A 12,149-nucleotide genomic window follows, 5' to 3' on the forward strand; every position below is an offset into this window, starting at 1 on the left:
TCCGATCCGCGTTGCGGATCGGGCGCGAGCAAGCTCGCGCGGCTGTCTCCGCTTCGCTCCAACAGCCTGAAAAACAGCCCGCGTTGCGGGCTGGCCGGAGCGCGAAGCGCTCCGGTGGCAGGTCCGCTTCGCTCCCCTGCTTAGTTCTGCGGCTTCGCCTCCGAACCTGGCCCGCTGGCGCGGGCCAGGCTGGCAACAGGTAGGGGCGTCTCGGTGGCTCGCCACTGCAAGGGACTGACGGTTCTCATCATGGTGTGTGACGAGGCATCAGGCTTTGTCACACACCAACCTGTGAGGGTGATTGTTGCCCGTATGGCGTGCATGGCCGGGGGCTGCAGGGCACAGTTCAAGGGGTTGTCTGGCTGGTGTGATCCGGCCTGTCTCCAGGAAGCTGCATCAAAATGTCCGCGGATAAAATCTAATCTGAGGGGCTACTACCCCCGCACTGATCGAGAGTGGAGCACGTTCGTGACTGATCATCAGCGTCTACGCCCGCATCAGGTCGAAGCAGTGGATGCGGTTGTGCGCGCTCTGGGGACCCCGGCTGACTCGGGGTGGCCAGCCGGTGGGCTTCGGGCACAGGTGATCGCCGCCACTGGGACCGGCAAGAGCCTGGTGGGCGTCCGTGCCGCGCAGGGACTGCGTGCCCGCCGGGTGCTCGTCGTGGTACCTACGTTGGACCTGATGGGACAGATGCTTGCCGCGTGGCGTGAAGGTGGTCGCGCGGGGCGGATGTTCGGGGTGTGCGATCGGCGTGAGGGGCGGTCGCTGGGCATGCCTTGCTCTACCGATGCTGCCGAGCTGGCCGGTTGGGTGGGCGGGGCGGAGACGAGCACGGTCTTTGCTACGTATGCCTCGGTAGGGGCTGGGGTGCTGGAGCGTGCGCACGAGGCGGGGCTCGGTGCGTGGGATCTGATGGTGGTGGATGAGGCGCACCGTACGGCTGGTGTGTGGGGGAAGCCGTGGGCGGCGGTGCATGACGATACGCAGGTGCCGGCTCTGCGGCGTTTGTATATGACGGCTACTCCGCGGTTGTGGGAGGCATCTGAGAAGGGGGCTGCTGAGGTGGCGTCGATGGATGACGAGTCGGTGTTTGGCCCGGTGGTGTTCAGGCTGCCGATGGCAGAGGCGATCGAGCGGGGGTTGATTGCTCGGTACCAGGTGGTGTGTGTCGACATTTCTGACCCGCAGGTCCAGGCGGCTGAGCTCGTGGGTAGTGAGCGGCTTGGGGATGTGGCACGTGGGAAGCGGCTGGCGGCGTTGCAGACGGCGGTGCTGAAGACGTCGGCGGAGCATCGGTTGCGCAAGGTGCTGACTTTTCATCACCGGACGAGTGAGGCGGAGGCGTTTGCTCGGGGGGTGCCGCGGGTTGCTCGGGTGCTGTGGGAGGCGGATGGCGCCGCGTATCCGCAGCCGGGTCTGGTGTGGGCGGAGTGGCTGTGTGGGGAGCACAAGGTGGCGCATCGCCGTGCGGTGCTTGATGTGTTCGGCGGCGGGGTGGTGGAGGACGCCGTGATGGAGCGGTGTCTGCTGTCGTCGGCGCGGGTGCTGGGTGAGGGTGTGGATACGGCGCAGTGTGACGCGGTGGTCTTTGCGGATGTGCGGGGGTCGGTTCCGGATGTGGTGCAGGCAGTGGGGCGGGCGCTGCGGATGCGGCCTGGTGAGGGCAAGGTTGCGTCGCTGGTGGTTCCGGTGTTCTTGGGTGCAGGTGAGGAGCCGGACGACATGCTGGCTTCGCGGGCCTATGGGGATCTGATCAAGGTTCTGACTGCGTTGCGGGCTCATGATGCGGAGGCTGTCGAGCAGCTCGCGGTGGCCCAGGTCTCTGGTGACGGTGCGGCGCCGGGCTCAGCGACGGGGGCGGGCAAGCGGGCTGGGGCGTTGCTGTCGTTCTCGCAGGAGCGGGATCCGGTGCAGTTGGCGGCGTTCATCTCGGCGCGGGTGCTGCGGCCGGAGGGCGATTACTGGCGGCGGGGGTTGGCTTCGGCGTTGGCATTTCGGGCGGACGAGGGGCACCTGCGGGTTCCGTACGGGCACTGTGCGCCGGATGGGTTTCCGTTGGGGGTGTGGATCGCGACGCAGAGGCAGGAGCACCGGCAGGGGCAGATGCCGGTGGAGCGGGTGCGGGCGTTGGATGAGGTCGGGATGGTCTGGTCGCGTCACTCTCTGGCCTTCGATGAGGGGCTGGATGCGGCGAAGGGGTGGGCGGCGGAGCACGGGCACCTGCTGGCGCCGCGGGATGCGGTGTGGCAGGGCTTCGCGGTCGGGGTGTGGTTGAAGAACCAGCGTGCGGCGGCTCGGCGCGGTGAGGGCTCTGGAGGGTTGAGTGTGGAGCGGCGCAAGGAGCTCGAGGAGATTGATCCGGCGTGGTGTCCACGGTGGCCGGTGGACTGGCAGCGGTGCTTTCACCTGGCCCGACTTCATGTGGCCGGCGGTGGGTCGCTGATGGCGGAGGTGGGGGCTGTGGTCGTGGCCGGGGACGATCTGGGGCGGTGGGCGCGCGAGCAGACGATGCGCTGGGACGGCTTGAGTGTGGCGCAGCAGTGGATGTTGAGTGAGGTGCTCGGGCTGCGACCGTCAGCTGAGCCTGTGCAGCGGGCGGCCGCCCCTGTGCAGCGGCGCAGTCGTGCTCAGAAGTGGGCGGCGAATCTTGAGGCAGCTCGGCAGTACGCGCGGCGTGAGGGGCACTTGGAGGTGCCGCGGTCTCATGTCGAGACGGTGGACGGGGCGGAGTACGCGTTGGGGGTCTTCATCGCCAACTGCCGGGATCGACGGGGGAAGTTGGCCCCTGATCGTGTTTCTGACCTGGAGGCGACAGGTATGCGCTGGCAGTGAGGCTGGGAGTCGTGGGTGATGCTGCTGCTCTCCATGCTGGGCAGGCAGGTGGTTCGTTGAGGTGCGAGGGCGCGGGCGCCGCCTGATCTTCAAGCGGGGCGGTGATCCGGAGCGAGTGGCCGTTGGTGTGGTTGCCTCGCTGGTGGCGACCCCAGGCAGCCCCACCGACTTCAGCGAATCCGGCGGCGCCTCGGCCGCTGGGCGTGCCAGGCACCCCACGCCCAGCGTACAAGGGCACCGCGGGCCCTCGGGCGGCGGCGAGACCATCTCTGGCCGAGGCGCGCGTCGGGTCCTTTGTTGGCCGGTTCAGATCCAGCGCATGTCGAGGGCTTGGAGTGCCTCGATTTGTTCGTCGGTGAGCTGGGCGGGGTTGTGGCGTCGCTCGTGGATCCAGTTGCCGAGGCGGATCGGGCCGCTGTCCTGGTAGCTGATGTGGTCGCGGGGGACGTCGAGGTGCTGGTTCTGGCGCCAGAAGGTGCGGGCTGCGCGCAGTCCGCGGGCGAAGGCGAGTTCGTTTCTGCCGCGCGGGGGCCGTAGCAGGAGGGCGAGGGGGTGGCTGATGGGGAGTGCGCCGAGGAGGTTGTGCTGGATGCTGGTGAGTCTGCCGAGCTTGTCGATCTGCTGGTCGAGCCAGTTGGTGAGCGGGGTGTCGTCGCTGTCGGGGCTGAGGTCGGGAAAGGCGAGTTCTCCTCGGCGGGCTGCGGTGAGGGCGGCCGCGTAGGTGCGTTTCCAGTCCTGTTTCCAGCGGGCGTCCCACCAGGGGTAGATGTCGTTGAGGGCGCGTCGGTAGCAGTCCGGGAGGGTGCGGTGGCGGACTTCTCTGCGCCAGTCGGCGACGTGGCGGCCCAGGGCGATGCCGGCGTGGTGTTCGTGGGTGCGTGGGGCGAGGTGTCCGTGTCGGGTGGTGTAGTCGCGGGCGATGTCGAGTTTGTACTCGATGCTGTGGGGCGGGTGCTCCCAGGTCATGCCGAGTGCGCTCAGGCGTTTGAAGCGTTCGGGCAGCAGCATGCGGTTGCAGTTGAGGGAGCGTTGCTGGCCCAGCCACCAGCCCGTGTGGAAACGGCCCTTGCTCAGGTAGCGGCTGGCGACGTTGAGGTCGCCGTGTTCGTCGTAGTAGCGCTGGGCCTCTTCGAAGCCGAGCTCCCAGACCTCGTTGGGGGCTTCGACGTGGTTGAGGCCGAGGACGGCGAGGATCTCGTCGACGCGTTCGGGGCGGGCGGCGATCTGAGGTTCGACGGCTTCGTAGTCTGCGTTGAAGAACTCGACGCGGTGGAAGAGGTGTTCGTCGTAGACGCTGAGTTCGATGAGGACCTGGTAGATCAGGTTGAACTTGGTGCGCCGGGTGGCGTCTGAGATCTTCTGTCCTGGTGCGGCGTAGACGGGCAGGATGATGGTGGAGATCTTGCCTTCGCCCGGGGTCTGGCGCAGGGTGCGGCCGATGCACTGGACGATGTCGATGCTGCTGGTCTTGGGGTGGGCGAACAGCAGCGAGTCGATCGCCGGGATGTCGATGCCTTCGGCGCAGCAGCGGCAGTTGGTCAATACGGCCCGCTGCGGCGGCTGGTCGGTCGGGGCGGTCAGGGGGATGGAGCGGAAGGCCTGGTAGTTCTGGTGGCGGACGAAGGGGGCTTGTCTGGAGTTGACGGTGCTGACCTGCAGGCGGGAGGTGTCGTATCCGGGGATGTGGGCTGCGGTTTCGGGGAGGGCCTCGGCGCAGGATTCGGCGGCGGCGATGCAGGGGTGGAAGGAGAGGGTGCGCAGCAGGTCGTAGCGCATCTGGGCGGTCAGGAGAGCGATTTGGGAGGCGGCGGCGCGCAGGGCTTCGGCGGTGTAGCTGGACAGGCGTCCCTTGAGGACTTTGCGTAGCTGGCGGTCGCTGATGGTGATGACAGCGACGCGGTAGTCGGCGAGCAGGCCTTGCTGGATGGCTTCGGCCATGGACAGTCGGTAGACGATGGGGCCGAACAGGCTCTGGTCGTCCATGGAGGCGATTTCGACTGTCGGGACGCCGTGCAGGAGGGCGGCGTCACGGTCGAACTTGCGGTAGGTCGCGGTCAGGTAGAGGCGGTGGCGGGCGGGGACGGCCCGGTTGTCGTGCACGGTGGCCCAGGATTTTTCGATGGAGCCGACGGTGTGGTGGGCCTCGTCGGCGACGATCATGTCCCAGGCCGGCAGGTAGTGCTCGGCGTGCGCCTCGACGACCTTGCCCAGGGACTGGTAGGTGCAGAACACGTTGAGCGGGCCGTCGGTGTCGGCAGCAGTCTCTGCCAGCTCTTCCGGGGTGCCGACCAGGGTGAACAGGGCGGTCATGGAACGGCCACGGACCTCGTCGGGCGAGCAGATGCCGACGTAGCGGCCTTGGCGTCCTTCGCTGCGCCACACTCCTGCGGTCTGTTCCAGCAGGTCCAGGGTGGGGACCAGGACGAGGGCGCGGCCGTCGGGGGCGGTCTCGTGCACGGCGTTGAGTGCGACATGGGTCTTGCCGGTGCCGGTGGCCATGATGGCGGTGGCGCGGGTGGCGCCTGCGGAGAACTCGGTGACGATGTGGTCGACGGCGATGTCCTGGTGACCGTACAACGGGGTCTTCAGCCCGTTTCTGTTCAGGGTTGCCACGTGTGGTCCTCCCCCGGTGTCGTGGCGGTCCTCAGCTTGAGAGTGAGCAGGCCGGCAGGGCGACGCGCCACGCGTATAAGGGAGTTCACCCGAAGGTGTAAGGGGCTCTTGACCGGTGGAGTGGCGGCGCCGGAGCCTCGTAATGAGAAGCGTTGTGCTTCGGCGGAGGGGGCTGCCCATGTCGCTCGAGCACTTGCTGGGTCCGCACCGTCCGCTGCCGGTGCGGGTGCGGCCGGTCGCCGGTGAATCGACCGGGTCGTTCGTCGCACGGCTGGCCCGGGCCAACGGGCTGGGGCTGGCGGAGTTCCTCGACCGGGTCGGGCAGGGCGACGGGTCGTCGGATCCGGCTCAGGTCGAGAAGTATCCGCAGTACACCGAGATGGACGTGAACGCGGCGGGACGGGAGTACCTGGCCGTGCTGGCCGGGCGGAGCGTGGAGCTGCTGCGGTGGGCGCTGCCGTCGCTGGCCGACCACCGTCTGCTGTCGCGGGCGGGGGCGGGGGCGCCGGTATGGCGCTGGACGTGGAAAGCAGAGGGCGGGAGCCCGGTTCCCTGGTGCCCGTTGTGCCGTTGCCGTCGCGGCATCGGCGATCCGGTGTGGCTGTTGTCGGCGGACAGCTGGCAGGTGTGCGGACGGCATCTGCGGTGGACGGACGACTCTCGTGGCAGCGAGCCGGAGACCGTCGATCTCAGGGCGCTGCCGGAGTGCGTGGCGGCGCAGCGCGAACGCCGTCGTCTGGAGGGCAAGTTCAAGCTGGCCGGGCCGGAGCTGTTCGCCGATGCCTGCCAGGTCATGTACGAGTGGTGGGGGTATGCGCCTGACTCTCTGGTGTGGGTGCAGCGGGCCTGGACGGCGGGTCTGGATGCCCGCTCGGCGCGAGCGGTACCGCTGATTGTGCTGCCGGAGGCGGCGGAACTGGCCTGGCTGATGCTGCGGTTCGAGCAGGCCGGGCAGCGGTCCCGGGGTGATCGGGCCCGGTGGCTGGCCCAGGTGCAGCATCGGGCCGATGTGTGGGACATCGACTTCGATGCGGGCAAGGATGCCTTGTTGCAGTGGCTGGAGCGGCACAGCCGTTCCGCCGACGGCGCGCCGGCCGGGTTCGCGGGGCCGCGGCGTCTCGTACTGGCAGCACGGCACAACCGGATCGCATCCCGCGTCGGTTCCCTGCAGCAGCGCTCGTGCATGCCCGGGGACGGATGACCTCGGTCACGGGCTTGTGCATCGCGTACGGGTCAGGGCACCTGTTCTTCACTGCGGGGCTGGATCTTATTGCTGGCCTCGGGAGTTGAGTCGAGGGCCCGGCAGGTGCTTCGGATGCCGGCAGGGAAGACGGACAGCCGGCGGGGGTGGGCTCAGGACGGCAAGTGAGTCCTCGGCCTCGCCGTGGCGCAGCGATTTCACGCGCTGGACGGGAACTTGAGTGTGCTCGGGATGCGAGCAGGCTTGCGCTGGCCAACACTTCACAGCAACCCGACCTGCTGCAGCGCTGCTTGCATTGAAGGCTCTTCCACAGGCAGCGGGTGACCATGTTCGAGGCTCTTGAGGAATACCTTCCCGTTGTGGGTTCGCTCGAGGTGGAAGGTGGACCAGGCCCTGCACCGTTTGCAGAGCTGGCGTGTGAGAAACGGGCGTAGCAGGTGGAGGCGTCGTTCGCTGTCGATGACGTACAGGCTGCCGACTTCGAGCCCGGGGTGGTCCTGCTCCAGGATGCTGATCGGCACAATGGGGTGGTCGCCCATGAGGCGGTGATGGTCGACCGATGCTTTCTCCCGCAAGGCATCCCAGCGCACCAAGGTGACGTGGGCCAGCGGCAGGTCTGCCAGGAACAGGGCGCGTTTGAGGAGAAACTTCAGGTCTGCCAGTGCGGTCTGGAGGGCACCGGGCAGGTCGAGTTCATCAGCCCGCCGCTCGTGTGCTTCGTCGTTGCGCTGGCCGTAGATGCGCACTCGTGCTGCCAGGACGTCCTGGTCGGCCCCGAAGGACGCGAACTCGGTCAGAGGGTGATTGGGCTGCAGCCCCAGGTGTCGAACGGCTGAGGGCAGTTCCTGCAGGACGGCAACCCAGTCGCCGAACCCTGGAGGGTTGCCACCCGAGGTGAGACGGCTGCGGATGTCGGACATCCTCGGGATCGTGACGCCCTCCCAGTAGGCAAGAGCGGCCGCGACCAGGGCGCAGTAACAGAAGAGGATCTCAGCGGTCGCGAGTACTGCCTGATAGGCCGGTCCGGGGTCGTCGGTGATGCTTACCTTCGCTTCGACCTCGCGCCAACGCAGGGCAATGGGGTACGGCAGTGTCGTGCGGTAGATGTAGCTGTCGTCGTCGAGTTGAGATGCCGCCTCCACTCGCAGACGCAGCACGCGGCCTTCGGTGATGATGCGCTGTCTGGCTGCCTCGCGATCGCGGTCGGTGAAGGAGGACTGCCGCAGCGCGGTCGCTTCACGGTGCCATGCCAGAGTGCGTCGCCGCGCCTCGTTGAGCTCGTCCAGTGCATCCACAAGGGCTTCGTCCGGCGCGGGCAGCGGCAGGTCCTGAATGGCCTTCCACTGGACACGGCGGATGGTCCCACCTGCGGTGTATCGCTGCAGAACCGCTGAGTTGAGGTAGGCGACGAGCAGTCGCAGATGGTGGTCCTCGACCGGTTGCTTGAGGCGGAATGCAAAGTTCATCGAGCCCTCGAGGGCAGCGGGCAGGTCCTCCGGCGCGATCACTGCTACGGCGGGGCCGCGCGTGGTGGACTCGTGGAGCACGCTCTGCATGACGATGTCACCGGCCTGCAGCTGGCGGTCCGGGGGAATCTCTGCCCACACAGCATCGTTCTCCTCGGCAGGCACGAGCGTTCCGGCGGAGAAGTCCCGGAACCGGAGGAGCCGCACTGCCCCTGGTGCCCCCTGGTCGAGATGAGGGAAGGCGTCCTTGCGGGCGGTCTTCACGCGTTCGAACAGGTCGCCGAAGGTGCGGGCGGAGCGTTCCGCCTCCATGTTCGCGTCCGGCTCTGCGGCGTCGGCCGGAGGGGGCGCGGCTGCGGACGGGTCGAACCGCCAGTTGGCCTCCGCTGTCCACGGCTGGGCCAGCACGTAGCCGTGTTCCGTCGACCCGGACGGCTGTGCGAGCAGGTGCGTGAGCTCTTGCTCCACGTCGGCGCCCCTTCCGGTCCGCGGGACGCGGAAGACGTGCACTTTCCGTGTCTGCGCGGAACGTGGCCGCACGTAGAGCAGGACGAGTTGCTCGGAGGGGTGGGCCTCGGGAAGCGCTCCGGTGGAATAGATGACGCCGGCCGGCTGCCAGCGGCGCGCCATAGATGCCCGGAAGCCCTGGTGCCGTCGCGAGGTGATCAATGAGGCAGGCAGCAGAAGGCCGAGCAGTGCATCGTCTGACGGCGACTCCAGCCGCTCGAGCACCGTCCTGAGCGGGGTATCCGTACCGGCAGTGCCGTCGGCCATGAGGTCAGTGATTCCAGCCACCAGCACGACCGGCTGCTCGCGGAGGCGCGCGGAGGCAAGCTCGGCTGCATCGTCCCATCCAACCGTCTCGACGGGCTGTTCCTGGCTGATCAGGTGTGCCGCGGGGTGGGAGCCGTCCACGCTGATGGCCGCAGGAGCACTACCGGCGAGGCCGACTCCAGCCAGGCGCGCGGAATCGAAGAACAGCCGTGACGGCTCTGACGCGTGGTGTTCCGCTGGTTCCGCCCCGTGCGTCACTCGCCCCTCCCCCAAGCCAGGCAACGCGCGCATTCTATGATCGGTCGTCGTGCACAGAGGGCTGGCCGGCCTGATTCACCCCGCTGTTCGTCGAGGTCGTGGTCGACACGCAGACCGTAGGGCTGTGACGATCATGGGTGCGGCAGCCCTGCAGGGCGTTCCGCGCGCACGATCAAGGTGCCGAGTCGGTCGGGTTCGGGCGCCGGGAGAACCTTCGCGTCGATGTGGGTGAAGCCGTGCCGCTTGAGCAGGTCGGCCCAGGACTCGGGGGTGTACTGCCAGCGCAGTACGGTCAGTTCGCTGTCGCCTCCTTCGAGCCACTTGCCCCGCATCGGCTGCGGGCCATACTCCGCAACCGGCTCGGCCTGGGAAAAGGCGAACACTCCCCCGGGGCGCAGCCGGCCGACGACAAGGGGCAGGAGCTGTTCCGGATCGGTGAACCAGACCGCGCCCCACACCGAGTAGATCGCATCGAACTGCGTGCGGGTGTACGCCAGGTAGGAGCAGGCCTCGGCCTCGCGGACCTCGAGCCCGGGCACTTGCTTCCACCAGCGGCGGGCGCGGCTGACCTGTGCCGGCGCGAAGTCCAGGGCGGTGACGTGCACGCCGCTGCGGGCCAGGACGACGGCTTCGCGGCCCTCCGCGCAGCCGAGTTCGAGCGCCGTGGCCGGGGAGCCGAGGAGTTCCGCGCCGGGGCCATGGCCGGGGTACTGCGTCCATTCGAAGGCGTCCACCTCGGGCGGCGGGCCCTCGTGCAGGTGCTGCGGCTTGTACCGGTCCCAGTAGTCGGTCAGGTGCGACGGCGCGGTGCGGTGCATGCGACGAGAATCTAGCGGCGCGGCTCAGGGTGCCACTGGGCCCTCGCGCAGATTCACGCACACGAGTGCGCGGAGCTGTGCGGCCCGGCACCGCTCAGGGAGGGTGGTGCCGGGCCGCCGGGATGCTGGGTCAGTGGCAGTTCTCCCCGGGCCGGCACGGCCCGCACTTGCCGAAGTCCCGCTTCCACAAGGGCCAGTCGACCGCGAACCCGTTGTCCTCGATGATGTGCGCGGTGCGTTCCACGCTCCCGTCGTACTTGAACTCGATCTCCGGGATGTGCTCGAGGAACCTGCCGAAGTGCTTCTCGCAGAACTCGCGGTAGTGCCGCGTGTCGAGGATGAACGCGTGCACCGCCATGTCGACCAGGCGGCCGCAGCACATCTCCAGGCCCTGCCCCCACTTCTCGATCGCCGTGATCAGGTACGCGACCGCCTGGCCGAACAGCCGCTCAGCCATCACCTCGTCGAACGGGTTGTCCCGCACCATCAGCGTGATCTCCCGCTCCCACACCTGCGGGTCCACGAACGCCCGCGGATCGCGGAGTGCTACCGCTGTCGCCATGACAGATCCTCCCGTCGGGCGGCCGCCCATCGGCCGCTCGGTCCCCAACTCCCCTCCCCCGCGCGGCGTCATGGCCGATCGCGGGCGTCGCGCACACGGTGTGCGGAACCGGCACGCATCGTGCGTGCGCCGTCGCCCGAATCCGGGCATCCCTTCCAGGGAGAAGCGGCGGCCAGGGGAGGCAACATGGGCACCGAGACCGCACCCGGCGCGGGCCTGGTCATCAGGGCCGCGCGCACCCTGGCCGGCATGCGCCAGGCCGACCTCGGCCGCACCGTGGGCTACTCGGCCTCCCAGATCAGCCGCATCGAGTCCGGCCGTGCCGGACTCGATCTGGAGACCGCCGCCCGGCTGGCCGACGTGCTCGACCTCAGCGTCGAGGAGCTCGGTGTCGCGGCACGCCCCCGTGAAAACGTCCCGGCCCGCGCCGGCCGCACTAGGGTGGCCCGGAAACCGAACCAGGAGAGTGATCCCGTGCGACGGCGCGAACTGCTGGCAGGAGCCCTGGGTGTCGGCGCGGCCCTCGCCGTCCCCGGCAGCGCGGCCGCCCATGAGCCCGCCGACCATCTGGAGCGGCTCCTGTACCAGTCCCGCACCGGCAGCCCCGTGGCCCTGACCGCCCTTGAGGAGCAGCTCGCCGCCGCCCGCCGGACGTTCCGCGCCGCCGAGTACGACGCGCTCGCCGCGCAGCTGCCCGACATCGTCAAGGCGGCCGAGGCAACCCGCACCGCGGCCACCGGCCCCCAGCGCGAGAGGGCCGCCGCAGCCACCGCGCACGCCTACATCCTGGCCAGCCGCCTCGCCATCAAGCAGCACAAGCACCTCGCCTGGGCGACCGCCGACCGCGCCCTGAACGCCGCCCAGGACGCCGGCAGGTCCACGGTGATCGGCGAGGCCGCCCGCGTGCTGGCCATCACCATGCGCCGCGGCGGAAGCCCCGGTGCGGCCGTCGACCTCCTCCAGCACACCGCGCTGAGCCTCGAGGCGGACCGTGCGGCCGCTGACGCCGGGGCGCTGGCCGTGTACGGCTCGCTGCTTCTGACCGCCGCCTACACCGCCGCCCAGAGCGGCAACGCGGCCACCGCCACCGACCTCGCCGCCGAGGCCGAGAGTGCCGCCCACCGCCTCAAGGGGCCCGAACCTGACCTCTACACCGCGGGCGAGCACACTCTCGATCACTGCACCGCGTACCGGATCAGCATCCACCACGCCCTCGGCCAGGACACCCAGGCCGTCGCCCACGCCCGCCGGCTGCCGGCCGGTCGCCTGGCATCGGCGGAGCGCCGCGGCCGCTACTACACCGACGTCGCACGCGCCTGGCAGCGCCTCGACAAGCCCGAGCGCGCGTTCAGGGCCTTGCGTGCGGCCGAACGCGAAGCCCCGCAGGAGGTTGGCCGCCCCTCGATGCGGGCGCTGACCGCCGAGCTCCTCTACCAGCCCGGCGACATCCCCGGACTGCAGGCCTTCGCCCGGCGTACCGGAGCCCTGACTGCGTAGAGGCAGTCGGCAGCCGGCCGTGCGTCTGCACGCAAGGCGTGTCCGTTTGCCACACGAAGCCCGTCCTCTCCATAGTCCGACCCGCGCGCCTTCCTCCGCTGGTGCGAGGGGCACCGCACCGATGT

General features: G+C 69.0%; 7 protein-coding genes. 3 read left to right on the forward strand and 4 right to left on the reverse strand.

What is annotated here, in order from left to right; all coding sequences use genetic code 11:
• The first annotated feature begins 468 nt into the window (after positions 1–468).
• On the forward strand, positions 469–2,835 hold the full coding sequence (locus tag OKJ99_RS34160; protein ID WP_326022090.1) for a DEAD/DEAH box helicase: 2,367 nt from the start codon (positions 469–471) through the stop codon (positions 2,833–2,835).
• Positions 2,836–3,141: 306 nt separating this feature from the next.
• On the opposite strand, the gene OKJ99_RS34165 is transcribed toward OKJ99_RS34160, so the two are convergent.
• Positions 3,142–5,448, reverse strand: coding sequence for a DEAD/DEAH box helicase (locus OKJ99_RS34165; RefSeq protein ID WP_326022091.1), 2,307 nt, complete (start codon positions 5,446–5,448; stop codon positions 3,142–3,144).
• Positions 5,449–5,626: 178 nt separating this feature from the next.
• Between OKJ99_RS34165 and OKJ99_RS34170 the strand changes: the two genes are divergently transcribed.
• The gene (locus OKJ99_RS34170) at positions 5,627–6,649 is read left to right on the forward strand and encodes a TniQ family protein (RefSeq protein WP_326022093.1); all 1,023 of its coding nucleotides are present in this window, start codon (positions 5,627–5,629) and stop codon (positions 6,647–6,649) included.
• A 260-nt stretch (positions 6,650–6,909) separates the two neighbouring features.
• On the opposite strand, the gene OKJ99_RS34175 is transcribed toward OKJ99_RS34170, so the two are convergent.
• From OKJ99_RS34175 to OKJ99_RS34185, 3 genes are all read right to left on the reverse strand, one after another.
• On the reverse strand, positions 6,910–9,147 hold the full coding sequence (locus OKJ99_RS34175) for a restriction endonuclease subunit S domain-containing protein (RefSeq protein ID WP_326022094.1): 2,238 nt from the start codon (positions 9,145–9,147) through the stop codon (positions 6,910–6,912).
• A 131-nt stretch (positions 9,148–9,278) separates the two neighbouring features.
• The gene (locus OKJ99_RS34180; RefSeq protein WP_326022096.1) at positions 9,279–9,965 is read right to left on the reverse strand and encodes a class I SAM-dependent methyltransferase; all 687 of its coding nucleotides are present in this window, start codon (positions 9,963–9,965) and stop codon (positions 9,279–9,281) included.
• A 130-nt stretch (positions 9,966–10,095) separates the two neighbouring features.
• On the reverse strand, positions 10,096–10,527 hold the full coding sequence (locus tag OKJ99_RS34185; protein WP_326022098.1) for a glycine-rich domain-containing protein: 432 nt from the start codon (positions 10,525–10,527) through the stop codon (positions 10,096–10,098).
• A gap of 186 nt (positions 10,528–10,713) precedes the next feature.
• On the opposite strand from OKJ99_RS34185, the gene OKJ99_RS34190 reads away from it, so the two are divergent.
• Positions 10,714–12,024, forward strand: coding sequence for a helix-turn-helix transcriptional regulator (locus OKJ99_RS34190; RefSeq protein WP_326022100.1), 1,311 nt, complete (start codon positions 10,714–10,716; stop codon positions 12,022–12,024).
• The last annotated feature ends 125 nt before the right edge of the window (positions 12,025–12,149 follow it).

It is taken from the genome of Streptomyces endophyticus (assembly GCF_035798155.1).
GTDB classification, from domain to species: domain Bacteria; phylum Actinomycetota; class Actinomycetes; order Streptomycetales; family Streptomycetaceae; genus Streptomyces; species Streptomyces endophyticus.

What these genes read in the sequence shown, in the direction of transcription:
- OKJ99_RS34170 (WP_326022093.1), top strand. Translation starts at nt 5,627, where the DNA reads ATGTCGCTCGAGCACTTGCTGGGTCCGCACCGTCCGCTGCCGGTGCGG.
- OKJ99_RS34180 (WP_326022096.1), bottom strand. Translation starts at nt 9,965, where the DNA reads ATGCACCGCACCGCGCCGTCGCACCTGACCGACTACTGGGACCGGTAC.
- OKJ99_RS34185 (WP_326022098.1), bottom strand. Translation starts at nt 10,527, where the DNA reads ATGGCGACAGCGGTAGCACTCCGCGATCCGCGGGCGTTCGTGGACCCG.
- OKJ99_RS34190 (WP_326022100.1), top strand. Translation starts at nt 10,714, where the DNA reads ATGGGCACCGAGACCGCACCCGGCGCGGGCCTGGTCATCAGGGCCGCG.